Origin of the sequence: Paracoccus alcaliphilus (assembly GCF_028553725.1) — a bacterium.
GTDB classification, from domain to species: domain Bacteria; phylum Pseudomonadota; class Alphaproteobacteria; order Rhodobacterales; family Rhodobacteraceae; genus Paracoccus; species Paracoccus alcaliphilus.
In genome coordinates this window covers 103,648-128,419 of sequence record NZ_CP067125.1, presented here as the reverse complement: position 1 = coordinate 128,419, position 24,772 = coordinate 103,648, and the positions used below count along the sequence as shown (strand labels likewise).

The 24,772-nt window shown below is 66.8% G+C and carries 26 protein-coding genes; 10 read left to right on the top strand and 16 right to left on the bottom strand.

The window, feature by feature from the left end:
* The first annotated feature begins 1 nt into the window (after nucleotide 1).
* The 4 genes from JHW40_RS18995 to JHW40_RS18980 are packed head-to-tail and all read left to right on the top strand — an operon-like array spanning nucleotide 2 to nucleotide 3,184.
* The gene (locus tag JHW40_RS18995; protein WP_090610572.1) at nucleotides 2-1,510 is read left to right on the top strand and encodes a sensor histidine kinase; all 1,509 of its coding nucleotides are present in this window, start codon (nucleotides 2-4) and stop codon (nucleotides 1,508-1,510) included.
* Entirely contained in the window at nucleotides 1,510-2,208 is a 699-nt protein-coding gene (locus JHW40_RS18990; protein ID WP_090610607.1) for a response regulator transcription factor, read from the top strand. Before JHW40_RS18995 ends, JHW40_RS18990 begins: the two co-directional genes overlap by 1 nt.
* Nucleotides 2,205-2,849, top strand: a complete 645-nt coding sequence (locus JHW40_RS18985; protein WP_090610573.1) for a hypothetical protein — start codon at nucleotides 2,205-2,207, stop codon at nucleotides 2,847-2,849. Before JHW40_RS18990 ends, JHW40_RS18985 begins: the two co-directional genes overlap by 4 nt.
* Entirely contained in the window at nucleotides 2,849-3,184 is a 336-nt protein-coding gene (locus tag JHW40_RS18980; protein ID WP_090610574.1) for a hypothetical protein, read from the top strand. Before JHW40_RS18985 ends, JHW40_RS18980 begins: the two co-directional genes overlap by 1 nt.
* Before the next feature lie 6 nt (nucleotides 3,185-3,190).
* On the opposite strand, the gene JHW40_RS18975 is transcribed toward JHW40_RS18980, so the two are convergent.
* The 10 genes from JHW40_RS18975 to JHW40_RS18930 form a co-directional block, all read right to left on the bottom strand.
* On the bottom strand, nucleotides 3,191-4,450 hold the full coding sequence (locus tag JHW40_RS18975) for an XRE family transcriptional regulator (RefSeq protein ID WP_090610575.1): 1,260 nt from the start codon (nucleotides 4,448-4,450) through the stop codon (nucleotides 3,191-3,193).
* 175 nt (nucleotides 4,451-4,625) lie between these two features.
* A complete protein-coding gene (locus JHW40_RS18970; RefSeq protein ID WP_090610576.1) occupies nucleotides 4,626-6,431 on the bottom strand; it encodes a methanol/ethanol family PQQ-dependent dehydrogenase in 1,806 nt (601 codons plus the stop codon).
* A gap of 259 nt (nucleotides 6,432-6,690) precedes the next feature.
* Nucleotides 6,691-7,104 (bottom strand): c-type cytochrome, encoded by a 414-nt coding sequence (locus JHW40_RS18965; RefSeq protein ID WP_244519110.1) that lies wholly within the window; start codon nucleotides 7,102-7,104, stop codon nucleotides 6,691-6,693.
* Nucleotides 7,105-7,439: 335 nt separating this feature from the next.
* Nucleotides 7,440-8,552: a BatD family protein gene (locus tag JHW40_RS18960; protein ID WP_090610577.1), complete on the bottom strand. Its 1,113-nt coding sequence runs from the start codon at nucleotides 8,550-8,552 to the stop codon at nucleotides 7,440-7,442.
* Nucleotides 8,546-9,148: a hypothetical protein gene (locus JHW40_RS18955; RefSeq protein ID WP_090610578.1), complete on the bottom strand. Its 603-nt coding sequence runs from the start codon at nucleotides 9,146-9,148 to the stop codon at nucleotides 8,546-8,548. The genes JHW40_RS18960 and JHW40_RS18955 overlap by 7 nt, the downstream gene beginning before the upstream one ends.
* Nucleotides 9,145-10,077: a vWA domain-containing protein gene (locus JHW40_RS18950; protein ID WP_090610579.1), complete on the bottom strand. Its 933-nt coding sequence runs from the start codon at nucleotides 10,075-10,077 to the stop codon at nucleotides 9,145-9,147. The genes JHW40_RS18955 and JHW40_RS18950 overlap by 4 nt, the downstream gene beginning before the upstream one ends.
* Nucleotides 10,074-11,015 (bottom strand): VWA domain-containing protein, encoded by a 942-nt coding sequence (locus JHW40_RS18945; RefSeq protein ID WP_090610580.1) that lies wholly within the window; start codon nucleotides 11,013-11,015, stop codon nucleotides 10,074-10,076. Before JHW40_RS18945 ends, JHW40_RS18950 begins: the two co-directional genes overlap by 4 nt.
* Nucleotides 11,012-11,380, bottom strand: a complete 369-nt coding sequence (locus JHW40_RS18940; RefSeq protein WP_090610581.1) for a hypothetical protein — start codon at nucleotides 11,378-11,380, stop codon at nucleotides 11,012-11,014. Before JHW40_RS18940 ends, JHW40_RS18945 begins: the two co-directional genes overlap by 4 nt.
* Nucleotides 11,377-12,261 carry a DUF58 domain-containing protein gene (locus JHW40_RS18935; protein WP_090610582.1) on the bottom strand — a complete coding sequence of 295 codons (885 nt, stop codon included), beginning with the start codon at nucleotides 12,259-12,261 and terminating at the stop codon, nucleotides 11,377-11,379. Before JHW40_RS18935 ends, JHW40_RS18940 begins: the two co-directional genes overlap by 4 nt.
* On the bottom strand, nucleotides 12,255-13,220 hold the full coding sequence (locus JHW40_RS18930) for an AAA family ATPase (protein WP_244519111.1): 966 nt from the start codon (nucleotides 13,218-13,220) through the stop codon (nucleotides 12,255-12,257). The genes JHW40_RS18935 and JHW40_RS18930 overlap by 7 nt, the downstream gene beginning before the upstream one ends.
* Before the next feature lie 245 nt (nucleotides 13,221-13,465).
* Between JHW40_RS18930 and JHW40_RS18925 the strand changes: the two genes are divergently transcribed.
* The 5 genes from JHW40_RS18925 to JHW40_RS18905 all read left to right on the top strand — a co-directional run bounded on the left by JHW40_RS18925 (nucleotide 13,466) and on the right by JHW40_RS18905 (nucleotide 17,617).
* Nucleotides 13,466-13,888, top strand: a complete 423-nt coding sequence (locus JHW40_RS18925; protein ID WP_090610583.1) for a DUF2946 family protein — start codon at nucleotides 13,466-13,468, stop codon at nucleotides 13,886-13,888.
* Between the two features lie 103 nt (nucleotides 13,889-13,991).
* Nucleotides 13,992-14,510 (top strand): copper chaperone PCu(A)C, encoded by a 519-nt coding sequence (locus JHW40_RS18920; RefSeq protein ID WP_090610584.1) that lies wholly within the window; start codon nucleotides 13,992-13,994, stop codon nucleotides 14,508-14,510.
* Between the two features lie 3 nt (nucleotides 14,511-14,513).
* Nucleotides 14,514-15,146, top strand: coding sequence for an SCO family protein (locus JHW40_RS18915; RefSeq protein WP_090610585.1), 633 nt, complete (start codon nucleotides 14,514-14,516; stop codon nucleotides 15,144-15,146).
* Between the two features lie 69 nt (nucleotides 15,147-15,215).
* Nucleotides 15,216-16,577: a PepSY-associated TM helix domain-containing protein gene (locus JHW40_RS18910; RefSeq protein ID WP_090610586.1), complete on the top strand. Its 1,362-nt coding sequence runs from the start codon at nucleotides 15,216-15,218 to the stop codon at nucleotides 16,575-16,577.
* Nucleotides 16,578-16,658: 81 nt separating this feature from the next.
* Nucleotides 16,659-17,617, top strand: a protein-coding gene (locus JHW40_RS18905) for an IS630 family transposase (RefSeq protein WP_272849030.1) whose coding sequence is annotated in 2 segments (ribosomal slippage) — nucleotides 16,659-17,000 and nucleotides 17,003-17,617 — 957 coding nt in all. Because the reading frame shifts where the segments join, the coding sequence is not laid out codon by codon here.
* Nucleotides 17,618-17,629: 12 nt separating this feature from the next.
* Here JHW40_RS18905 and JHW40_RS18900 read toward each other — a convergent pair.
* The 3 genes from JHW40_RS18900 to JHW40_RS18890 all read right to left on the bottom strand — a co-directional run bounded on the left by JHW40_RS18900 (nucleotide 17,630) and on the right by JHW40_RS18890 (nucleotide 20,756).
* Nucleotides 17,630-18,316: an MOSC domain-containing protein gene (locus JHW40_RS18900; RefSeq protein ID WP_090610907.1), complete on the bottom strand. Its 687-nt coding sequence runs from the start codon at nucleotides 18,314-18,316 to the stop codon at nucleotides 17,630-17,632.
* A gap of 65 nt (nucleotides 18,317-18,381) precedes the next feature.
* Nucleotides 18,382-19,854 (bottom strand): carnitine 3-dehydrogenase, encoded by a 1,473-nt coding sequence (locus tag JHW40_RS18895; RefSeq protein ID WP_090610906.1) that lies wholly within the window; start codon nucleotides 19,852-19,854, stop codon nucleotides 18,382-18,384.
* Entirely contained in the window at nucleotides 19,851-20,756 is a 906-nt protein-coding gene (locus JHW40_RS18890) for a beta-keto acid cleavage family enzyme (protein WP_090610905.1), read from the bottom strand. Before JHW40_RS18890 ends, JHW40_RS18895 begins: the two co-directional genes overlap by 4 nt.
* 95 nt (nucleotides 20,757-20,851) lie before the next feature.
* Here JHW40_RS18890 and JHW40_RS18885 point away from each other — a divergent pair, with 95 nt between their 5' ends.
* Nucleotides 20,852-21,820, top strand: coding sequence for a GlxA family transcriptional regulator (locus JHW40_RS18885; protein WP_090610904.1), 969 nt, complete (start codon nucleotides 20,852-20,854; stop codon nucleotides 21,818-21,820).
* On the opposite strand, the gene choX is transcribed toward JHW40_RS18885, so the two are convergent.
* From choX to JHW40_RS18870, 3 genes are all read right to left on the bottom strand, one after another.
* The gene (choX, locus tag JHW40_RS18880) at nucleotides 21,809-22,747 is read right to left on the bottom strand and encodes a choline ABC transporter substrate-binding protein (RefSeq protein WP_090610903.1); all 939 of its coding nucleotides are present in this window, start codon (nucleotides 22,745-22,747) and stop codon (nucleotides 21,809-21,811) included. The genes JHW40_RS18885 and choX overlap by 12 nt on opposite strands.
* A 166-nt stretch (nucleotides 22,748-22,913) precedes the next feature.
* Nucleotides 22,914-23,636 carry a spermine/spermidine synthase domain-containing protein gene (locus tag JHW40_RS18875; protein WP_139208114.1) on the bottom strand — a complete coding sequence of 241 codons (723 nt, stop codon included), beginning with the start codon at nucleotides 23,634-23,636 and terminating at the stop codon, nucleotides 22,914-22,916.
* A 214-nt stretch (nucleotides 23,637-23,850) separates the two neighbouring features.
* Nucleotides 23,851-24,747 (bottom strand): LysR family transcriptional regulator, encoded by an 897-nt coding sequence (locus JHW40_RS18870; protein ID WP_090610902.1) that lies wholly within the window; start codon nucleotides 24,745-24,747, stop codon nucleotides 23,851-23,853.
* Nucleotides 24,748-24,772 lie beyond the last annotated feature (25 nt).

Sequence of the window (24,772 nt, the reverse complement as noted above, 5' to 3'; positions counted from 1 at the left end):
GATGACCTGCCAGCCAAGCCTGCGGATGCGCCTGTGGCTGGGGGCGGCGGTGCTGGCGCTGCTGGCGGTCACGGCGGCCGGGATCGGCGCATGGGGGTTGCAGCGGATGCAGTCCCATGCCGCCGAGGCAATGGCTGCGCAGCGCCGGATCGAGGCTTATGACGCGCTGTCGGTCAGGGTCAGCCAATGGATGTTGGGCTGGATGGCGCCGCCGGGAACGGTCTCGGGCGGGCCGAGACCGCGGCCTGACAACGCCCCGGTTCGTGATGCGCTGGATCATATCGACCGGCTGCTGGGGCAGGATGTCGAGGCCGCGACGTCCGAGGCCGAGGCGACGATCCGCGCCCGCCAAAGCCTTAATGCCGCACGGTTGCGGGCGCTGTTCCGGCAGCTTGACACCACCTTGCGCGCCAACCCGCCCGATACGCCGGCAGGGCAGGCGGCGCTGGCCTTTCACGCCGCCCAATCGCCGGGCACCGTCGTTGCTCAGGTTGAACACGAAACCCGCCGCCGCGATGTGGCGCTGGCCTCGATGGAGGCGCTGCGCCGCCCGGTTCTGCTGGCCGCCGCGATGATCGCCGCCATTGCACCGCTGGTGCTGGTGGGGCTGTATCTGGTGGTGCTGCGCCCGCTGTTCCGGCGGCTGTCGCAGGCGACGGCCTTCGCGCCCTCGATGGCGATGGGGGATCTGCCGCCCGGCGCGGCGGGGCATGACGAGCTGGGGCTGATGTTCGCCCGGCTGCGGCAGCAGGCGGCGCGGATCAGGCGCCGCCGCGACCGGCTGGAAACCATCGTGGAGGAGCGCACGGCCGAGCTGTCCGCCGCGAATGAGCGGCTGGCGCTGGTCGATCTGCGCCGTCGCCGGTTCTTTGCCGATGTCGGCCACGAATTGCGCACGCCCCTGACCGTCATCATGGGAGAGGCCGAACTGGGCGCGCGGCACCCCGATGCCGAGACCCGCGCCTCTTTCGACACCATCGGCACGCGGGCGCAGCGCCTGTTCCGGCGGATCGAGGATCTGCTGCGGATCGCCCGGTCGGAAAGCGGGCAGCTTGAACTGGCCAGCGAAAGCGTCGATCTGGCCGGGGTGGTGCAGGCGGCGCTGGCCGATCTGGCCCCGGTGCTGAAACGCGCGGGCGTCAGCGTCAGTCTGGACCTGCCGCCTGATCTGGCGGTTCAGGGCGATGCGGACTGGCTGCGGCAGGTCTTTGCCGGTCTGTTCGAGAATGCGGCGAAATATGCCGGGCGCGGGGCCAGCGTCACCGTGTCCGCGCGGGCCGGGAATGGCGAGGCCCATATCACGGTCGCGGATACCGGGCCGGGCCTGCCCGACGGCATGGGCGAGGCGATCTTTGACCGCTTTACCCGCGACGACGAATCGACGGGTTTTGGCGTGGGCCTTGCTCTTGCCCGTTGGGTCGTGGAAACCTCGGGTGGCAGCGTGCGGCTGGCGGGGTCCGGTCCGGGACTTGCGCTGGAGATGACATTGCCGCTGTGGAAGGGGGGCTGATGGCGCATATCCTTGTAGTCGAAGACGATTCCGACATCGCCTCGCTGTTGTCGCGGGGGCTGGGCGCGGCCGGGCATCGCGTGGAATGGGCGGAAACGTCGGACGCCGCCGCGCGTCTGCTGGCCCGCAAGGGATGCGACGCGGCGATCATCGACATGATGCTGGGCGATGAAAGCGGCGCGGTGCTGCTGGCGGATCTGCGTGCCAAGGGCCATCGGATGCCCGCGATCATGCTGTCGGCCCTGTCGCGGATCGAGGATCGGGCCGAGGGACTGGAGGCGGGCGCGCAGGATTATGTCGTCAAGCCGTTCCAGCTGTCCGAATTGCTGGCCCGGCTGGAGGTGCAGCTGCACCGCGCCGCCCCGCGAGAGGCGCCGATCATACTGGCAAGGCTGCATTACGACCCGCTCAACCGGATCGTGACCCGGTCTGATGCCAGTGGCTCCGACCGGCCCGTGGTGATGACCGAGCGCGAGGGTGACCTGCTGGCCTATCTGCTGGCGCGGCCCGGCCAGGTGCTGACGCGAGGGGAACTGTTCGACGCGCTGTGGGCCCAGCATGGCGGCTCGACCGAAAATGTCGTTGATGTCTATCTGGGCTATCTGCGCAGGAAACTTGGAAATTTTGAACCGTACGGCCTGACGCTGCGCACGCTGCGCCGCCGCGGTTTCGTGTTGTCGGCAGAGGATACCGAATGAAACACCTGTTTGCAGCAATGCTGTTTCTGGCCAGCCCCCATGTCGCGGCGGCGGGCGAGTTGACGGATCTGATCATGGCGCCCGGCCTTTTCGCGCAGGCGGAAGGGCAGGGCGAGATCCTGCGCTATGCCCATACCCGGCAATTGCCTGAACCCGCCGAGGGGGCCGAGCTTCCCGGTGCGGACAAGGGCATCGCGCTGCCGCGTCCGATAGGTGAGGGGCAGGTGGTGCTGTCGCGGGTGGACGATGACAGGCTGACGCTCAGCCTTGCGGATCAGGAAACGCCGGATCATGTCGTCGCCGATTTCCCCGCCAGCGGGCCGAATCCGATCCTGCTGATGTTTCTGGAGGATGTCGTCAGGACCATGACCGCGCAGACCGGGGGCAGCCCCTATTACATCCGCAACCGGATCCGCGACAGCCTTGTCGGGTCAGGGCAGGGCGAGGCGCAGGGCGAATTGATGGTGACCCGGCTGCAACCATTTCTGGACGACCCGAACCGGCAGCGGATGGGCGATTTCGCCGATCTGGCGCTGACGATCGCCTATGACCCGTCACAGCCCGCCCGGCTGGTCGAACTGGTGGCGATGACCGGAACGGGGCAGGGCGGCTATACTGAACGCATGATTCTGGAGGAGTGATGCTGAAATTTTCTCTGGCGCTGATGCTGTCGGCCACGCCGGTCGTGGCGCAACAGGCGATCAACGATTACCCGACCGAGGCGCGGGCGGAATATGTCTTTGCCTGCATGTCGGCCAATGGCCAGACCCAGGATGTGCTGCGGCGCTGTTCCTGTTCGCTGGACGAGATCGCGGCGATCCTGCCTTATGACCGCTATGTCTCGGCGGAAACGGTGCTGCGAATGCGTCTTGGTTCGGGCGAGCGTGCGGCGATGTTCCGTGGTTCGGCGACCAGCAACGCGATCACGGCCGATCTGCGCCGCGCGCAGGCCGAGGCCGAGATGCTGTGTTTCTAGGCCCGGTTATCGCGCGTCGAACAGGGCGCGCACGCGGCCATTGCCGACAAGATCGGACAGGATGCGGAAATTGTTCCGCTCCTTGCGGATGCGACCGGCGATGATGGCGGCGTCGATCCCCAGCGTTTCGGCATCCTGCAAAACCGCCTCGGGTGTGGGCGACAGGCGCGACTGGCAGTCGGCCCAGAGGGTTTCGGGCAGAAGATGGGCCATCGCGAACTGATTGGCCTGAATCTCGATGGGGTCCCGGCAGGCGCCGCCTTCGCCATCGACAAAATCGAAATGCAGGCCCCGGAACAGATGCAGAAAGACATGACCCAACTGGTGAAACAGCGTGAACCAGAAGTTATCAAGGCGATCATGGCGCAATGTCATGCCGATCACCGGATGGCCGCTGTCCGCCAGCATCGTCGCGCCGTCCAGACCCGCACCCGGCATATAATCTTCCATAACATGGATTATTCCGTTGTCAGCCAATATCCCGCTGGCGCGCTGCGGCCCGTCCGCCTGCGGGATCAGCGCAACAAGGTCCGGCAACCAACTGGAGCTCATTGAAAAATCTGCGACCTGCCCGCTGGATGCAATCGGTTTGGCAAGGTCGAGGATACGCGCCTGCCACGCCAGCAGCCCATATTCATCCGGCAGGCTGGCCGTGCACAGTTTCTTGCGGTGATCGGCTGTCGCGAAACCCGCGCCCGCGGCCTGCATGAAATAAGCGCGCGCGCATTCGACCGGATCGGCGCCTTGGGGCAGCGGGAACCAGCGCCGCCTTGCCATTTCCTCGACCGGAAGCGACTGCCAGATCAGCTCGTCAAGACTGTTCCAGCAATAGACCGCGCTGTGCAGCCCCGCCCCGCGCTCAAAGCAGATTGAGGCGTCCACATTCAGGATTCCGCAAATCTCGGTCACGCGGGCCAGCGGCACGCCGCGATAGCCGGTATCCTCGTATTGCTTGACCAGATGGGGTTTGATGGCCAGCGCGGCGGCCAGATCGGCCTGGCTCATCCCCGCCGCGATCCGGGCCTGAACCAGCACCGAGGGCAAGGATTCCAGTGAGAATGACCGCAGCGTTACCTGACCGGAGCTGAGCAGATCGTAAAAGGAAATATCCGCTTCCAGCCGGGTGATGACGTGCTTCAGTCCCTCGATCTCGATATTCCCGACCCGGTCCTTGCCCGGTGGCCCGGCTTCGGTTTTCGACAGCGCGCCCTTCAGTTTCTCCAACTCGTCTATCGAGGTGCCATATTGCCTTTTGCTGTAGATCATGGCGCCTCCTGACTATCGAAGCGGCGGGTTCTGGGAACCCTGCCCGAATGGTTGCTGGGGGTCTTGCGGGCATGCGGGGCCGGATGGGATCCGGCCGTGACGCCGATCCCCGGATGTGCCCGATGCCGCCCCGAAGGGCGGCATCCGTTGATGTGAAAGTCTTTGCGGCCGTGCCTCAGTTCGGAACGGTGAACACGGTCAGCTGGCCGCCAAGCGCGGTGTAATCCGACAGCGCGGCATAGCCGCCCACGGCACCCAGACCGTCATTGGCATTGGTCAGACCGGCCGCAAGACCGATACCTGCCCAGCCGCCGATCCCCGACAGCACGCCGACATATTGCTGGCCGTCATGCTCGTAGGTGAAGACGTTGCCGATCACGCCCGAGGGGGTCTTGAAGCGATAAAGCTCTTCCCCGGATTCCGAGTCGACCGCCTTCAGATAGCCTTCCAGCGTGCCATAGAACACCACGTCGCCAGCGGTGGCCAGCGCACCGGACCAGACCGAGAACTGTTCGGGCAGCGACCATTTGATCTCACCCGAGACGGCGTCCCATGCGATGAAGTTGCCCATGCCGCCATGGCTGTCCGGCGCGGGGAACATCGACAGCGTCGCGCCGACATAGGGCTGACCGGCGGCATAGCTGACGCGGAACGGCTCGTAATCCATGCAGACGTGGTTGGTCGGCACATAGAACAGGCCGGTTTTCGGCGAATAGGAGGCAGGCTGCTGGTCCTTGGTCCCCAGCGCGGCCGGGCAGATGCCGGTCGTGTTCACGTCCTCGCCATTCTGTTCGGTCGAGTATTCAGCGACCACTTGCGGACGGCCATACTGGTCCGATTCGGGGTCCATCTCGACATGGGTCGCCCAGTTGACCACCGGGTCGTATTTTTCCGCCACCAGCAGCTCGCCGGTTTCGCGGTCCATCGTATAGGCAAAGCCGCCACGGTCGAAGTTGACCAGCAGTTTGCGCATCTCGCCGTCGATTTCCTTGTCGACGAGGATGTTCTCGTTCACGCCGTCATAGTCCCATTCGTCATGCGGCGTCTTCTGATAGAACCACTTGGCCATCCCCGTATCCGGGTCGCGGGCCATGATCGTCATCGACCATTTGTTGTCGCCCGGCCGCTGGCTGGGGTTCCAGGTCGAGGGGTTGCCGGTGCCGTAATAGATCAGGTTCAGCTCGGGGTCATAGGTGGTCCAGCCCCAGGTGGTGCCGCCGCCGATCTGCCATTGATCGCCCTCCCACGAATTGAGCGAGCTGTCGGCGCCGATGGGCGTGCCCAGATGGGTGGTGGTTTCGGGATCGACCAGCATTTCCTCGTCCGGGCCGGTCGAATAGGCGCGCCAGGCCTGGCTGCCATCGGCGATGTTATAGGCGGTCAGATGCCCGCGCACGCCGTATTCCCCGCCCGAGATGCCGACCAGCACCTTGTCCTTGACCACCAGCGGCGTCGCCGTGGCGGTTTCGCCCTTGGTCGGATCGCCGTTCACCGTGGACCATTTCACGTCGCCGGTCGTGGCATCCAGCGCCACCAGCGTCGTGTCGGCCTGGCTGAGGAAGATCGTGCCATCCGCATAGGCCAGACCACGGTTGACCGTGTCGCAGCACATCACCCCGATCACGTCGGGATTCTGTTCGGGATGATAGCGCCACAGGATCTTGCCGTCCTCGTTCAGGTCCAGCGCATAGACCATGTTGGGGAAAGGCGTGTGAACATACATCACGTCGCCGATCACCAGCGGAGAGCCCTCATGCCCGCGCAGAACGCCGGTCGAGAACGTCCATGCGACCTGCAGGTCGCCGACATTGTCCTTGTTGATGGCATCCAGTTCGGAATAGCTCGTGCCGGCATAGTTGCTCAGCTGCATGGTCCACTGTTTCGGGTCGTCCTGACCGGCCGTGACCGAGTCATTGGCCAAGGCAGGTGCCGCCACTGAAACCAGAAGTCCGGCCAAAAGGCCAAGCGTCGTATTCTTCATCGTCATCCTCCCTGACAATCGATCCGTCCAAGTTCCGATGCCCGGCCGATTGATGCTGATCCCCGCAAGACCCTTGGCGGGTCCCCCATTTCTTCGCATCCTGGCGCAAGCCCGTCTCTTATTCAACTCTTATAAAGAAGCGCAGACCGCGCGCTTGTCAACGAAACCTTCCGCCGTCGCCACGAAAGTATGACCTTGGGGCAATGAAAAACCGCGCCTTCTTGCGAAGACGCGGCGGGGTCGGGCGATGGGATGCGGTTTATTCCGCCGCAGCCTCACCGGCGCTGGGGCTGACGCTGGTCAGATAGGCGATCAGGTCGGCGCGCTCCTCGGGTTTTTTCACGCCGGGAAAGGCCATCTTGGTGCCCGGAACCATGCCCTTGGGGTCTTCGAGGAACTTGTCCAGTTCTTCGGGCGACCAGACATGGCCTTCTTCCCCCAGCGCGGCCATCGGGTCCGAATAGGCAAAGCCTTCGGCCTCGGCGGTGGGCCGGTTCACGATGTCGAACAGGTTCGGGCCGATCCGCGACGGGCCATCCTCGGTCGCGGTATGGCAGGCGGCGCATTTGCGGAAAGCCTTTTCGCCATTGGCAGCGTCGCCATCGGCAAAGACGGGTGAAGCAAAGGCGGCCATCAGGGCTGCGGCGATGATTCCTTGCTGAATGCTGGGCATGTCGTTCCTCCTCTTGGTATTGTCTGTTTGTCAGATGTTCACGGGGTGCGGCGGCGGACCGGTCGCTGCGATGAAACACGCAAAGGACCGACGCGGCGCATGGCGCGGGCGCGGTCGCCCTGTCCTTTCCATTGCCGGGGGGATCGTCGCGTTCCACACGGTCAGGACCCGGCATTGCCCGACGCGAACATTTCCTCGGGCAGAGTCTGACCCATGCCGGACCACCCGGCAATTCGGCCAAATGGCGTAGATGGCGGGTTTCCCACGCGGTTGCGGTTGTGATTCGGCCAAGCCGCGCAACCGATATGCGGCAAGCCCTTGGGCGTATGACCGAATCATTCCCGCCTCCGGTTGTCAGGAGCATAGATCGCGCGCTCCAGCGCGGCCAGCCGGTCGCGCGACAGGCCGATCCGTTCACCCAGGCGCCGCGCGGTCAGCAGATCGCCGCGACGGCGGGCGCGCAGATAGGCGAACCAAGCAGGAACCGAAAACCGCCCGCTGATTCGCCGCCAGCCCGCAGCCGTCATCTCGGGCGCCAGCCGGAACGCGGCCAGCCCCAGCCCCAGTGCCAGACCCAGTCCCATACTGCCCGCCAGCGCCGTCAGTTGCGCCCCGCCCAGCCGCCCGGTCGGGGCCTGCCCGGTATAGAAGCTGGCATAGCCGATGGTCAGCGCCGGGATTTCCACCACCTGCAACCGGTGCTGGCCGGTGTCGAACCACGGGATCTTGACCGGTTCCAGCACCCCCGGCTCGCCCGTATGAGGGCGGAACTGCCATGTCCAGACGGCTTCGGCGACGGGGCCCTCGTCGGTCAGGATCAGGTTGCGCTCGACCGGCGGGGCGAAGGTGATCAGCCAGTTTTCCGACACCACCGGACGCGGCGGCAGATGCTCGGGCAAGGCCCCCAGCGCCCGCAGAGTCACCCGCCGCGTCACCACCTGCCCGTCGGTCAGCCTTGCGGGATCGGTTGACAGATCCTCGGTCAGCTCCAGCCTGCGGGCGGTGAAATGCCAGCCCTTCTGCGTGGGATATTCACCCACCGACAGGGACAGAGGCCGGGCCTGAACCACCACATCGCGGCGCTGGCTTTGCTTGTCGATCACTGTCAGGTGGTGTCGCACGGGGCCGAATTGCAGCGGACCCGCGCGTTTGGGCCAGATCGCCAGATGCCGCTCCATCACGATGCGCAGGGCGCCGTCGATGCGCTCCTCGCGCCAGTCGTCGGCGCGGGTCTGGATCCAGTCGAAGGCGTCGCTCGGGTCGATTTCCAGCTTTTCATTGGCGATCTTGCGGTCATAGACGGCGCGGATGGTGACCGCCACCATCTCGCCCACCACCGGACGGGAGGCGGTGGAATCGGCCAGAATGGTCAGGCGCAGATCGCCCTCGGCATGCAGCGGCATCGCCGACAGCAGCAGGATCAGCATCGCCAGCAGCCGCATCACCATGGGTCACCCACCTCGGGCGCGGTCAGGCCCATCGACAGGCGGCGGTTCTGTTCGGCCTCCAGCCGCAGTCGCAGGAACTCTCCGGGGTCGTCGGGCAGCGTCGCCAGCCATTCCGCATCGGCGACGCGGCGGCCTTCGTCCAGAGGGCGGCCAAGGCGCTTGATCTCATCCACCGGCGATCCGCCCGGCGTGGCAATGACGGTGGCGGCGATGCGGCCCGCCGCGTTCGCCTCGCCCCGGTTCGGCGGGATCAGCGCGTTCACGGCATTGCGGTTTTCCCGCGCCTGACTGTCGGCGGGATTGCCGAACAGCACCGCGTCGAAATAGGCCCGCGACAACGGGTAATCCCCCGTCGCCGCCAGCGACAACCCGCGATTATAGGTCGAGCCCCGCCCTGCCCTGCGAAACGCATCATCCGCGCCCTTGTAATCGCCCGCCTGATACAGCGCCACGCCCTGAACGGCGGGGTCGGCCCGCAGCAGTGGCGCGGCCAGTTGCGGCAGCCCCGCCGCCAGCGCCAGCTTGGCCACCGGCGCGGCCCCGGCAAAAGCCAGCGCGATGATGCCTGCAACTGCCAGTGCCAGCGCGATCCTCATCCCCGCCTCCGGAACAGGGGGAGCATCGCCAGCATCGCGAGGGGCAGAAGGAAGGGGCCGAAATCGCGGAAACCCTGTCCGGCGATGTCTTCGCGCGCAAGGCGGATTGTGCGGCTGGCGGCGATGCGGTCCATCAGCGCGGAGGCCTCGTCCATCGCAAAGGCGTCACCGCCGCCCGCGCGGGCCAGCTGTGCCAGCGCGTCGGGGTTGGGGGGTGGCGCGCCTTCTGCGGCGTGCGGCAGGGTCAGCGCCCAGACCCGTGCGCCGTCGGTCGCCAGTCGCGCGGCTTCCTCGACGGCGCGCGGGCCGGTGCCGCCGCCATCGGAGATCAGCACCAGATCGGCGCCGCCGATGCCGGGACCGTTGCGCCCGCCGAACAGGTCGCGCGCCATCGACAGCGCGATATCGGGACGGCTGCCCGCCACCGGCATGGTGTCGCGGGCCAGAACCGCGATCAGCCCCGACAGGTTGTCCGCGTCCGAGGTCGGCGCCGAGGCCAGATAGGCATCGGCGGCATAGACCATCATCCCCACCGGCCGCCCGTTCGCCAGTTGCAGCAGCGTCGCCGCCGACGCCTGCGCATCGGCCAGCGCACGCGGATCCGCGACGACCGAGGGCGACAGATCCAGCGCCAGCACCAGCGGGTCCAGCGCGCGATATTCCACCGCGCCCTGCCGCGGCATCGCCGGTCCCGACAGCGCCAGCGCCAGCAGCGCCGCCGCCGCAAAGGGCAACACGACCGCCGGATCGCGGCGACCATCGGACAGCAGTCCAAGGCGGCGCAGCGCGGGCATCAGCGCGGGCTCGATCACCCCGGCCCATGCGCCCGCCAGCCGCCGCCGGCGCATCCAGATCGCCGCCAGCAGGGTCAGCGGCAGCACCAGCAGCCACCACGGGCGCAGCAGGATCAGGGCCGGAAGACCGCTCATTCCCGCGCCCCCAGTCCGGCGATCATGGTCAGGATCAGCGCCACGGATGCGGGCCAGATCCACAGTGGTTGCGGTTGCGCCACCGGCGGGCGGGCCGAGGGGTTCGGCTCCAGCCGGTCCAGTTCCTCGGCCATCTGCCGCAGATCGGCCATGCTGCGGACGCGGAAGGTCCGTCCGTCCGCCGCCTCGGCGATGGCGCGCAGGGTGGTCAGGTCCACGGCGTCGCGGGCAGCGGGGCGGGTTTCCAGATCTTCGGGGCCAAGCGCGACGGTATGGATACGCACGCCGCGTTCCGCCGCCAGTGCCGCCACCTCCGTCGCATCCAGCCGGGCCGAGGTGTCGCGCCCGTCCGACAGCAGCACGATGACATTCGATTCCGAGGGCTCGGCCATGACCCGTCGCAGCGCCAGCCCCAGTCCGTCCGAGATATTGGTGGACCGGCCGCTGAGGCCGATCTGCGCCTCGGACAGCGCCAGCGCGACGGCGCGCAGGTCATGGGTCAATGGCGCCGCGACATAGGCGCGGTCGGCAAAGATCACCAGCCCGATCCGGTCGCCGGTGCGGGCGCGGATAAAGCCCTCGGCCACCTGCTTGACCGCCGCCAGCCGGGTGACGGTCTGACCCTCCAGCGCGAAATCTGGCGTTGCCATGCTGCCCGACATATCCAGCGTGATGACGATATTGCGGCCCGACGCGCTACGGTCGGGGACCATGACGATCCGCTGCGGATGCGCCAGCGCCAGACACAGGCACAGCCAGATGCCCGCCGCCAGCGCCAGCATCTGCCAGCGCCGGGGACCGGGCGCGGGAACGGCGGTGGCGGCGATGCCGCCGGGCAGCGCCATCGCCTGCCCATGTGCCGCCCGCGCAGGCAGCAGCCGCGCCAGCAACGGCAGCGGCAACAACAACAGCGCCGCCGGGAAAGCCAGCTCGATCATGCCGCCCGCCCCTTCGGTCTGTTGCGGCGGCGCAGGATCAGCGCCTCGATCCGGCCCGGATCGCCCGCCTGCCCGCGATAGAGCGCCTGCCGCTGATCGGCGGGCAGTTCGCCACCCCGTTCCGCCAGCAGCCGGGCCAGCGCCAGCAGACGCTCGGGCGCGGGCAGCGTGGCGGCAAGGGCGATCCGTTCGCGGGTGCGCGGCGGGCGCGGGCGGCGGCGCAGCGCGGGCATGGCGACGGCCAGCACCAGCGCGGCCAGCAGCAGCCCCAGCCCGAACGCCGCTAGCAGATCGTCCCAGCCCGGCGCGGCAAAGGCTTCGGGCAGGCGCGGCGGATGCAGGCTGGCGACGATCTCGGGCGTCATGTCGCGCCCTCGCGCCGGGCCGAGGACAGCCGCTGCACGCGGATGCCGGGGCGATCCAGACGTGCGGCCCGCGCGGCCCGTGCGGCGGCCAGGCCGGAAAACCGCGCGAAAGCCGTGCCCCGGGGCGCGGCATAGGGCAAGGGCCCGGCCGGGGGGGTGGTCTCGAAACGATCCTCGATCAGGATCAGCCGCAGCGGGCCGCGCGCGGCAAGGGCGGCCAGCGCGGCATCCAGATCTTCGCCCGGATCGTCCAGCGCCGTGGCCAGCACGATGCCCGCGCCGGGGGGTGCCTGCCGGGCGGCGCGGACCAGATCGGGGGCCAGCGGGCGGATCGGCGGTGTGATCCCCTGCCCCGCTGCCCGTTCGGCATCGTCAAGCGCGGCGGCATGGGCGCGGGCCAGACAGGCCGCGACCAGCGCCATGCCCCGATGGCGCGGACGCGGCGCCTGCGCATCCGGCCCGGCATCGGTCAGCGCCACCACGCCCACCGCGCCACCTTGCAGCGCGGCCCGCCAGCCGGCCAGAGCCAGCGTCTCGGCCGCCGCGACGGATCGCAGCGGCCCCGCCGTTGCCCACAGCATCGGGCGGCGGAAGTCGGCGATCAGCAGCAGGCTGCGTTCGCGGTCCTCGTGGAAACTGCGCACCTGCGGGCTGCCGGTGCGGGCGGTCGCGGCGGCGTCGATATGGCGGGGGTCGTCGCCTTCGCCAAAGGGCCGGATCTCGCGGATCTCATGCCCCTGCCCGCGCCGCCGGGTGGCGGTGGTGCCGGGCCGTTCCGCCAATGCCGCGGCTTCGCGCCCGGCCCGCGCCGCCAGCGGTTCCAGCGCCATCAGCGAGGCGGTGCTGATGATGGCGGGATCGGCCGCCGCAGGGCCTACCATGGCCGGATATGGGTCAGCAGCCGCGCCACCAGATCGCGGGAACCCAACCCCTCGGACGTGGCCCGCCAGCTGGGAATCAGCCGATGCGACAGCGTATCGGCGGCCAGCGCCTCGACATCCTCGGGCAGGCCGTGATCGCGGCCCAGCAGCGCCGCCCGCCCCCGGACCGAGGCCGCCAGCGCCAGCGTTCCGCGTGGCGAGACCGCATGTTCCACCAGACCCGCCAGCGGACCCTCGGCATCGCGGGTCGCCACCACCAGCCGCACGATGAAATCCTTGAGCGCCGGGGCCAGATGCACCGCCGCCACCGCATCTCGCGCCGCGTGGATCGTTTCGGCCCCAAGCTGCGTGGCGGGCGGGGCCGGTTCGCTGCGGGTCTCATCCTCGACCAGATCGAGGATCGCGCGTTCGGCCCCGGCATCCGGCAGGGTCAGGTTCAGATGCAGAAGGAAACGGTCCAGCTGCGCCTCGGGCAGCGGAAAGGTGCCTTCGTGCTCGATCGAGTTCTGCGTGGCCACGACCATGAACGGATCGGGCAAGGCGCGGGTCACACCGCCCGCCGTCACCTGCGATTCGCCCATCGCCTCAAGCAGCGCGGATTGCACCTTGGGCGGCGCGCGGTTGATTTCATCCACCAGCACCAGTTCGTGAAACAGCGGGCCGGGCAGAAAGTCGAACGTGCCGCTGTCGGGCCGGAAGACCTGCGTGCCGGTCATGTCCGAAGGCATCAGGTCCGGCGTGCACTGGATACGGGCGAATGTGCCCGCCAGACCATCGGCCAGCCGCTTGACCGCGCGGGTCTTGGCCAGGCCGGGCGGGCCCTCGATCAGCACATGGCCGCCGGTCAGCAGCGCCACCATCAGCCGCTGCACCAGATGCTGATGCCCGATCAGGCCCTGCTCTACCTGTGTTGCCAATTCGATGACGGGAACCAGCGGCCCCGACAGATCCTTTGCCACGCTGCTCCTCCCCGGGGACGTGTTTCGGGGACAGATTGACAGGGTTTCCGTGACCCTGCCAGCGGATTGCTTTCGCACTTTGGTATGAGTTTCCGGGATGAATGGCCGGATAAACACAGGTGATTTCACCTGTCTTTATTTGCCATTCTGTCCCGAATGTGGATTCCCGCTGCCACCATTTTGCCGCTTTCTTTTTCGCCCGGATCTGGCTATCGCAGGGCGGTCATCAGTCAGCGGACATTACCTTGCCGATCACAGGCCCGGATATCATCAGCCGCGCGTCGCCTGCGAAACCCTTTCGCAGGGTGCTTGGCTGGCTGCTGGTCCTGCCCTTCGTGATGTTCGCAACGATCGGTCAGGGTACGATGATTGATACCGGCCCCGATGGGCCGCGCGTCGTGCTGTGCACCGGAGCCGGCGTGGTCGAGATGGTCATGTCCGCCGACGGCACCCTGACCCCGGCAGGCGACGACCGGCAGGACCATTCCGGCGATGTCGCCTGCGACTGGGCGCTGCACGGCCAATCGGCGCTGACGGCGGCAGCCGCGACCGGGGCGGCGCCGGTTCTGCTGGAACTGGCGGCCGAATATTCGCTGCATATTCCGCTGCACGATTGGCGGGCCGAGGTTCTGACCCCCGCCGCCCGAGGTCCACCGACCCTTATCTGACACGATCCGGCAATCGCGGAAGGCGCGGGGCTTTGCCCGGCTGACCTTCGCGAACCTATCCGCGCAGGACGCGCGGTCCCTCTTTGTCAGACGAGAATACAACATGCTGAAACAGCAATTTTTTGCCCTGATGGCCGTCGCGGCGCTGATCGCCCCCGCCGCATGGGCGCATGACCACGCCGCCGATGAGGAATGGCAGGCCGGTGATCTGACCATCACTTCGGCTTTCGCGCGGGCCACGCTGCCGAATGCGCCGGTGGCCGGTGGGTTCATGTCCATCGAGAATGCGGGCGCGCAGGATGACAGGCTGCTGGGTGCGTCCTCTGCCGTGGCGGGCAAGATGGAAATCCACGAGATGATGATCGACGGCGACGTGATGAAGATGCGCGAATTGCCCGACGGGGTGCCCCTGCCCGCGGGTGAGCGTGTCGATCTGCGGCCCGGTGGGCTGCACCTGATGTTCATGCGGTTGAACCAGCCTCTGGTCGAGGGCGAAGAGGTCGAGGTCACGCTCAGCTTTCAGCAATCGGGCGAGGTGACCCTGCCCTTGCAGATCGGCCCGTTCAATGCCGCCGACGATCACGCGCATGGCGCGGCAGTCGATGAACATGCGGGGCATTGAGGCATGGATATCAAAACGCTTCGGCTTGTCCGCATCGTGTTGTGGGGGGGCGTCGTGCTGGCGCTGCTGGCGGTCGCGTGGCTGGGGGTCGTCCGGCCCCGGATGCAGGCCGCGCGGGTGACCGATGATCGCGTGACGGATGCAAGCGAGATCACCGATACGCTGGGACAGGGCGATTACGAATTGATCGCCACTGATGGCACGCCCTTCACGCAGGCGCGCCTGGCCGAGGGTCCGGCGGCGGTGTTCTTCGGCTTTACCCATTGCCCTGATGTCTGTCCGACAACGCTGGGGGATATCATGGGCTGGCAAGAGGAACTGGAGGCCGAGGGTCAGAACCTGCGCGTCTTTTTCCTGACCGTCGATCCCGAACGCGATACGCCCGGGGTGCTGGGCGATTATGTCTCGTGGGTGCCGGGTGTGACCGGAGTGACCGGCGATCCCGAGCAGATGGCCCGCGCCATCGCCGCCTTCCGCGTCCATGCCAGCAAAGAGCCGCTTGCGGATGGCGGCTATACCGTCAACCACTCGACGCCGGTGCTGCTGTTCGACGATGGCAACTATTTCGGGCTGATCGCCTATCAGGAAGGCCATGATCGCGCCATGGGCACGATCCGCAGGCTGCTTGACAGCTGAAACCAATGCGGGGTCGCGCGCCCTGCGCAGTGCGGCCCGTCATGTGAGAAACCAACAGCGGGGAATCCCATGTCCTTTCAGGCTTTGGACCGACAGGCGCCAAATTCGCGCGCCGGGGCGTCGGACCTTTACCGCGCCGTGTGGCGCTGGCACTTCTATGCGGGGCTGCTGGTCCTGCCCTTCATGATCACGCTGGCGGTGACCGGCGCGCTTTATCTGTTCGACGATCAGATCGACCGGATCGTCCACAGCGACGTCAAGCGGGTCGCGGTTCAGCCCGACAGGCCGCTGGGGGCCGAACAGATGGTCGCGGCCGCCCTGACCTTCCAGCCCGGCACGGCGGTCAAATTCACCGATCCGCCCGCGCCGGATGCCTCGGCCGAGGTGACGGTCGTCGCAGCCTCGGGCACAAGGATGGCGGTCAATGTCGATCCTTATGACGGTCATGTTCTGGGCGCGCGGCCGGATCAGAGTACGCTGATGTGGACCGTGCGCCACCTGCACAGCCTGCGCCTGTTCGGTCCTGTCGCGCGCGGCATCATCGAGATCGTCGGCGGCTGGTCGATCCTGCTGGTCGGCACGGGGATCTATCTGTGGTGGCCGCGTCAGCAAGTGGGCGGTGTCGTCTCGGTCCGGGGCACGCCGCGCCGCCGGGTGTTCTGGCGCGACCTTCATGCGGTGACCGGGCTGGCCGTCGGCGGCTTCATCGTGTTTCTGGCCATCACCGGCATGCCCTGGTCGAATATCTGGGGCGGCAAGGTGAATGAATGGGCCAATGGCAGCAATTTCGGCTATCCTTCGGGTGTTCGGGTCGAGGTGCCGATGTCGGGCCAGAAGCTGCATGACACAGCCCCCACCGCATGGTCGCTGGAGCAGGCGCAGATCCCCGAAAGCGCGCCCTCGACCGCTGCCCCGATCGGGCTGGACGCCGCCGTCGCGACATTCGAGAGGCTGGGCCTGCATCCGGGCTTTGCGGTGTCGCTGCCCACCTCGGCCACCGGGGTTTACAGCGGCTCGGTCTATCCCGACGATCTTCGCCGGCAGCGGGTGGTGCATCTGGATCAATACAGCGGCGAGGCGCTGGTGGATATGAGCTATGCCGATTACGGCCCCGCCGGCAGATGGCTGGAATTCGGCATCAACACCCATATGGGGCAGCAATTCGGGCTGGCCAACAAGCTGCTGTTTCTGGCGGTTTGCGCGGGGATCGTATTGCTGGCAGTGTCGGCTGCGGTGATGTGGTGGAAACGCCGCCCGTCCGGCGCGATGGGGGTGCCGCCGATGCCCGCCGATCCGCGCGTCTTTCGCGGGCTGGTCGCGATCCTGCTGATCGGGGGCATCCTGTTTCCGCTGACCGGATTGTCGCTGATCGTCATGCTGGCGCTGGACTGGCTGGCGCGGCGCGTGACCACCCGACCCCGCATGGCCTAAAGCATTTCTACTGAACCCTAAATCGTTTGGGGTTCCGTCGCAGCGCGGATCGTGATTCCCTTCTGTCTGGGAGGATAGATCATGTCAGCACCATTGCCGTCGGCCCTCCGGACGCGGTTTCAGCGATATATCGAGGAGGGTTTAAGCGGTCGGGCGGCGGTGCTGCGGCTGAAACTCTCGCCGGCGACCGGAGCACGTTGGGGCCGGGCGATCAGGACCAGGGGGCATGCCGAACCATTGCCCCAGGGACGTCCCAAAGGGCATGGAAAGCTTGCCCCGCACCGGGCCTTTTTCGAGGAACTGCTCGCACAGGATCCCGACATCACGCTGTTCGAACTCAGGGACGCGCTGGTCGCAGCGGAAGGCGTTCGTGTCCATCACTCGTCCATTGCCAGTCTGCTGTCGCGGCTTGGGTTCACCTATAAAAAAAGTCGCTGGTGGCCGCCGAACGCCGTGGTGCCAGGGTAAGACAGCGGCGAACCGACTGGTTCGAGCATCGCTTGCCAGCCATCGCGGATCGGCCGGAACGCGTGGTTTTCATAGACGAGACCTCAGTGAAGACCAATCTCACCCGTCTGCGGGGTCGTGCCCTGCGCGGCACACGCCTGACCATGGATGCGCCCTTCGGCAGCTGGGGAACACAGACCCTGATTGCCGGGCTCACACCGGATGCCCTGATTGCGCCCTGGTGCATCCGGGGCGCAATGGACGGCCCCGCCTTCGCAGCCTGGGTTCGCGAGGTCCTGATCCCGGAGATCGAGCCGGGAACCGTGGTGATCCTCGACAACCTTGCCACCCACCACAACAAGCAGGCTGCCGAGGCTCTGCGTGCCCATCGCTGCTGGTTTCTCTATCTGCCGCCATATTCGCCGGACCTGAACCCCATCGAAATGGCATTCGCAAAACTCAAGGCGCACCTGCGCAGGATCGGGGCAAGAACATTTACCGACGTCTTCAAGGCCATCGGCGAAGTCTGTGATCTCTTCGATCCCGGCGAATGTTGGAACTACTTCAAGGCCGCAAAATATGTCGCAGGTTAAAACAGAAATGCTTTAGGCCGGGGGCTCGGGTTCCAGCCGGCGCGACCAGTCCTCGACCCGGCCGGTTTCGACGCGCCGTTGCGCATGGCGGCGCCAGCCTTCGGCCAGAACGTCCAGCGCGGCGATGCCCTGCAACTCGGTCAGGTTCATGCGGTCCACATAAAGCGCATGCCACAGCCGGTGCAGGGTCCATTCGGGGGCTACGCGGTCGATCAGCACCAGCCGGTCGCCCGGCGCGACCGTCCCCGGTTGCAGCACGCGGTAATACCAGCCGGTGCGCCCACTGTCCTGCACCCGCCGCGCCATGTCATTGATTCCGAAGCGAAAGGACAGCTTCCAGCAGGGCTGCCGCCCCTGTGAAACCTGCAACAGGGCCGTGCCCAGCCGGAAGATGTCGCCCACGGCAACCCCGGCTTCGGTCAGCCCCTGGGTCGAGATGTTCTCGCCAAAGGCGCCGGGCGCATCGAGCAGGGGCAGCGGACCGAGTTCGGCCCGCCAGACCGGGTAATGATCGCGCGGATAGTGATGCACGGCCTTTTCCGGCCCGCCATGCACGCGGCGGTCGGCCTGTTCGTCACCCGCAAAGCCTTCGGGGCCAAGGCTGACCGGCCCGGTCACCGGGTGCTTGTCGATGCCACTGGTCCGGTCGCTGCCCGGCAAGGGGGCGACCGGACCCGTCAGCACGATGATCTCGGCCATCGCAGCCTCCTGTGTCCCTGGCGCTGGCGGATTATGTGTGGCCCGTGCGCCAGAGGCAACCGGAGTCAGCCCGGCCTCTGTCCGACATGACGGCCCATCGCGGGTGGGCGGGGCATATGCGCATGGGCTTGCGCCAGCGCGGCCACGCGGGCGATCAGGTCGGGTGCTGCGGCCACGGCCTTTTGTGCGCGGGCATCGACATGCAGCAGCATCTGTTCGGCCGAGGCAAGGATCGCCCCGGTATCGCTGTTGCGGATCTGGTGAAAGACATGCAGCCGCTTGTCATCGGCATGCAGGATCTGCGTTGTCGTGTCGTATGGCGCGCCTTGGCGGGCCTCGCCCAGATGCATGATATGGGTCTCGACCGTGTAATAGCTGCGCCCCGAGGCGACATAACCGGCATCGACCCCGATCTGCGCCAGCAGCGCGTCGGTGGTGTTGCCGAAGACCTCCAGATAGCGATGCTCGGTCATATGGCCGTTATAGTCGATCCATTCGGTGGGAACGGTGCCGCTGAGCAGCCGCAGGGGCTCCGCCTGCGTATCACTGCGCATCGCGGCCTCTTGTTGGCGCAAGAGTTCGCCTGCCCCCCAGCCGCGCCCGCCCTGCTGCGCCGCCAGCGCCCGCATGATCGCCACCAGATTGTCGTCGCGGATGCGTTCCAACTCGCGCACCGACAGCCCGGCGGCCTGTTCGTCGGACTGATCGGCGATGCGGGCGACCAGCGCCTCGTCCAGGTCAGGCACATCCATCAGCCTGGTCCACGGCCATTTCAGCGCCGGGCCGAACTGGTGCAGGAAATGGCGCATTCCGGCCTCTCCGCCCGCGATGCGATAGGTCTGGAACAGCCCCATCTGCGCCCAACGCAGCCCGAAGGAATAGCGGATCACGTCGTCGATTTCCGTCACGCTGGCGATACCGTCATGGACCAGCCACAGCGCCTCGCGCCACAGGGCCTCCAGCAGGCGGTCGCCGACGAAGGCCTCTATCTCGCGCCGGATGGTGACGGGTTTCATGCCAAGCGCGGTATAGATCGCCTGCGCCCGCGTCAGACTGTCCGGCGTGGTGGCCTGCCCGCCGACCAGTTCCACCAGCGGCAGCAGATAGACCGGGTTATAGGGATGCGCGACGACCAGCCGTTCGGGATGCGCCATCCCCTGTTGCAGGTCCGAGGGCAGCAGCCCCGAGGTCGATGAGCCGATAATGGCATCCACAGGCGCGGCGGCGTCGATGGCGGTCAGAACGGCGCGTTTCAGCTCCAGCCGCTCGGGCACGCTTTCCTGCACCAGCCCGGCGCCGGCCACCGCATCGGCGATGCTGGCGGCAAAGCGCAACCGTCCCGGCACCGGCAGGGACGCATCCAGCAGGCGCGGCATCGACCGGCGGGCATTGGCCAGAACCTCGGCCACCACCCTTTCGGCATCGGGCGAGGGATCATGCACATCGACATCCACGCCATGAAGGATCAGCCGCGCCACCCAGCCCGCGCCGATCACGCCGCCGCCAATGCAGGCGGCCTTTGCAATGGTCCCGTTCACCAGCGTTTCTCCAGCCCCAGCTTGCGGCGCACCTCGGCGGGTTCCAGCACCCGGCCCCCCAGCGACTGCACCACGGTCACGGCGCGGGCTACCAGCGCCTCATTCGTGGCCAGAACGCCCTTGTCCAGCCAGATGTTGTCTTCCAGCCCGACGCGGATATTGCCCCCGGCCAGCATCGCCAGCGCGGCATAGGGCATCTGGTTGCGCCCGATCGAGAAGGCCGAGAAGGTCCAGCCTTCGGGCACGTTATCCACGATGGCCTTGAAGGTGCCCAGATCGTCGGGCGCACCCCAGGGAATGCCCATGCACAGCTGGATCATCACCGGATCGTCGATCACCCCCTGCGCCTTCAGCCATTGCGCCAGCAGCAGGTGGCCGGTGTCGAAGACCTCGATCTCGGGGCGCACGCCAAGCGCCTTTATCTGCCGCGCCATTTCCTTCAGCATGGCGGGGGTGTTGGTCATCACGTAATCGCCTTCGCCGAAATTCATCGTGCCGCAATCCAGCGTGCAGATTTCGGGCCTGAGTTCCGCGATATGGACCAGACGCTCGGTCGCGCCCACCATGTCGGTGCCGGCGGGATCGGTGGGAAACGGTGCCTCGGTCGAGCCGAGGACAAGATCCCCGCCCATCCCGGCGGTCAGGTTCAGCACCATGTCGGTGCCGGAATCGCGGATGCGCTCGACCACTTCGCGATACAGCGCCGGATCGCGCGACCCCCTGCCGGTTTCGGGATCGCGGACATGGATATGGGCGATGGCGGCGCCCGCCTGCGCGGCGGCGACCGAAGCTGCTGCGATCTGTTCGGGTGTGACCGGAACCTTGTCCGACCGGCCCGTCGTGTCGCCCGCGCCGGTGACGGCGCAGGTGATGAACACCTCTCGGTTGGGGGTAAGCGGCATCTGCGGTTCCTCACTGACTGTGCAGGTTCAGCTTGACGCAAAGCGGGGTTAAGCATTTAACATCATGCGCAGGTGAATTGACAAACAGCGCAAAAATGGTGTTGCAGCAATCCGATCAGCCCCTGACCGTCACGATTCTGGTCCTGCCCGAGGCGTCGCTGATGAGTCTGGCGGCGACGCTGGACCCGATGCGCGCGGCGAACCGGATCACGGGTCAGGATCCCTATCGCTGGAAGGTGGTGTCCTTCGACGGGCAGCCGGTCGCCACAAGCTGCGGATTGCGGGTCGAGGTCGATGCCGCCTTCGATCCGCGCGAAGGCTGCGATCTGCTGATCGTGGTTGCGGCCTTCAACGCCACCCGCCATGCCAGCCCGGCACTGGTCGCGGCGGTCAGGCAGGGGGCGCGCCATGCGCGGATGGTCGGCGGGGTCGAGGCGGGCAGCTGGGTGCTGGCGATGACCGGGCTGCTGGACGACCGCCGCGCCACCACCCATTGGGAGGATTTCGAGGATTTCGCCGCCCGCTTTCCGCAGGTGCAGGTGATCCCGGACCGCTGGATTGTGGACGGGCCGGTTCTGACCACCGGTGGCGCGGTGCCTGCGCTGGATTTCATGCTGGCGCTGATCCGCGCGCGGCAGGGCTTTGCCGCGGCGCTGAATGTCGCCAGCCTCTATGTCTATGACGAAACGCGGCTGCCTTCGGATGCGCAGCCGCTGGTGTCGATGGGGCGAGTCGGCCAGCAAGAGCCGCGTCTGGCCGCCGCCGTGCGGATCATGGAGGAACATCTGGACGCGCCCTTGCCCATCCGCGCCATCGCCAGCCGGACGGGGTGTTCGGTGCGCACGCTGGAGGGGCTGTTCCGCAGCGTCGTGCAGACCCCGCCCGGCGCCTATTACCTGTCGCTGAGGTTGCAGGCGGCGCGGCGGCTGGTCGTGGATACAAGGCTGTCCATGGCCGAAATCGCCGTGCGCACCGGCTTTTCCTCGGTCGCGTCACTGTCGCGGGCGTTCAGGCGGCACTATGGGCATCCGCCCTCGGCCGCCCGGCGGCGCTTACAGGCCTAGCGATTGCTGCACGGCGGGCAGGCCCGGTTCGCCCTCCAGCGTGGTGACATCGGCCAGCCACGCATCCAGCACCTGCGGGTTTTCGGTCAGCCAGCGTTCGGCGGCGGCGCGCGGCTCCAGCCCCTCATCGAGGATATAGGACATCATCAGATCCTCGGCCTCGACGGTAAAGACGAGGTTTTTCAGGAACTGGCCCAGATTGGGGCAATCCTCGGAAAAGCCCGCGCGGGTATTGGTCAGCACCGTCGCCGCGCCGTCATTGGGCCCGAACATGTCGTTGCCATCGGTCAGGTATTCCATTTCAAAGCGCACATTCATCGGATGTGGGCGCCAGCCGAAGAAAAGGATGTCGCTGCCCGATCCCATCGCCCGCTGGACCTGTGCCAGCATCCCCTGTTCGCTGGACTCGACCAGTTCGAAGCCGGACAGCCCGAAGCCGTCATTCTCGATCGTTTCCAGAATGGTGGCATTGGCGCTGCTGCCTGCCTCGATGCCATAGATCGTGCCGCCCAGCTGTTCCTGAAACGCCGCGATGTCGGAATAGGTCTTCAGCCCCGCGTCATAGGTCGATTTCGGCACCGCAAAGCCGATCACCGCACCTTCAAGATTGGTCTGCACAACCTCGATATCGCCCGCCTCGACCAGCGGTGTCTGGATCGGTATCTGCAACGGCATCCAGTTGCCCAGAAAGATGTCGGTATCGCCCTGTTTCAGCGATTCAAAGGTCACCGCCACCGACAGGACCGACACATCGGGCGCATAGCCAAGCCCTTCAAGGATCCGTGCCGCCGTCGCGGTCGTCGCCGTGATGTCGGTCCAGCCCACATCCGAAAAGCTGGGCGCCCGGCAGGTGGCCGGATCATCCGCCGCGCTGGCCTGACCGGCCGCGAGCGAGGCCAGAAGACCGGCTGCAAGAATGCGTTTCATTATCATCCCCTCCGTTGTTGGATCGGCCGGCGACAAGGGCGCGCCGCGCCGTCCCTGCAAGGATAGGCGAAAATGCCGCTGATTGATTGTCCTGTTACGCGGTGAATTTGGCGATTTCCGCAACTGGCTGGGCCCGCCCGGTCCTGATGACGGGCGGGCGGATGTGTCAGATTGCCAGTTCTGGCTGCCGGGTCTGGTGGGGTGTGATCGGGTGCAGGGGGATCGGCAGGGCGAAATAGATGTGGTGGAAGGCATCCACCCGGCCATCGGGCAGCTGCACATCCTCGCGCCACCAATGCCATCCCGCATCCGTCAGGCTGCGCTCGAACGGGGCCGAGACCGTGGCCGACCAGATCGCCGCCAACCCTTCGGGCCGCAAGGCGTGACGCAGCGCATCCAGCCCCGCCTGCGCATAAAGCCTGTCGTTTTCCGTGCGGACGGTGAAATCCGGGCCGTTATCGGTATCCATCAGGATCAGGTCGAACCCGGCGGGGCTGGCTTGCAGCACCTCCATCACGTCGCGGATGCGCAGATCGACGCGCGGATCGGCCAGCGGATGCGCGGCCAGTTCGCCCAGCACACCGTCGCGGTTCCATGCGGCGATTTCCGGGATCAGTTCGCAGACCGTCACCCGCGCAGCGCTGTCCAGCAGATCCAGCGCCGTGCGCAGGGTAAAGCCCATGCCCAGCCCGCCGATCAGCACCCGCGCCGCGCGGGGGCCGTGCAGGCGCAGGCTGCGCTCGGCCAGCAGCGCCTCGGAGCGCCATGTCAGGTTCGACATCAACTCGATGCCGTTGAAGCGGATTTCATGGAGGTCGCCGCGTCGTCGCAGCAGGATTTCGTCGCCCGCCGTGGTGTCGGCGCGGGCCAGTTCGGTCCAGATTGTCATGGCAGTTCCCATCGGCGCCGTCTTGGGCCGCCGGTTTCAGGTTCATCTTGCGAATGCAGTCAGGGGTTGTCCGGGCCTCAGCGCGCGGACAACCCGGACACATTGCGCGATCTGGTTCCGATCATCAGCGGAAACAGCGCCGCGCTGTGGGATATGCCACGGGAGTTGCTCATGCCCCCTGTCTGCCATGCCGGGGGGTGAAAGGGCAACAGGGTCACGCGGTTTCGGCCATCACCTCGGACAGGGTGTCGATCATGCGCTGCCCCAGCGGGCCGGGGCGGCGATGGGTGGGCCACGCGACGACGATGGTGCGGACGGGGTGGAACTGCATGTCCTCGCAGATCAGCGGGACCACCTCGCCGCGCCTGATTTCGGCGGCGAAGGTGCGGGTGGCGGAAAAGCACCAGCCCAGACCGGCGGCGATCATCGAACGGATCAGCTCGACATCGTTCACCGTCCAGACATCGGTCGAGAACAGCCTGCCCACGCGCTCCATGTCGATCTGCGGAGAGCCGACATAATAGATCTGCCGTTCCCGGTCGAAGGCGCGCAGCGACAGCGGCTGCGGCAGAGCGGCCAGTCGGTGCGTCGTGGCGCAGACCGGGCCAAGCGTGTCGGTCCCCAGCGACCGGGCCGAGACATCGGACGGGATCGCCGCCGCCAGCGTCAGCGCGAAATCGAAATTGCCCTGATGCAGATCGTCCCACAGCGTCGCCAGAGACGAGTTGAAGAACTGGAACCGGGCATGGGGATGGGCGGCCGCAAAGATCTGCAAGGCCCGGTTCAGGTCGGCGCGCGGAAACAGCACATCGACCAGCACCCGCAGCCGCGTTTCCTCGCCCTTTTCCAGCGAGGCCGCATGGGTTGCGAAACTGCGCGCGCGTTCCACCACGCTGCGCGCCTCGGCCAGCAGGACGCGGCCACGTTCGGTCAGATCAGCGCGGTTCATGCCCTTGCCCAGCAGCGCAAAGCCGCAATGCGCCTCGAGCTGGCTGAGCGAATAGCTGACCGAGGAAATGGGGCGGCGCAGTTCCTTCGCGGCGGCGGTCAGGCTGCCGTGGTCGGCAACGGCGCAAAAGGCCCTCAGATGATCGACAAGATTCGCGTGCATTTCAAGATTCCTGAAAGAACTTTGC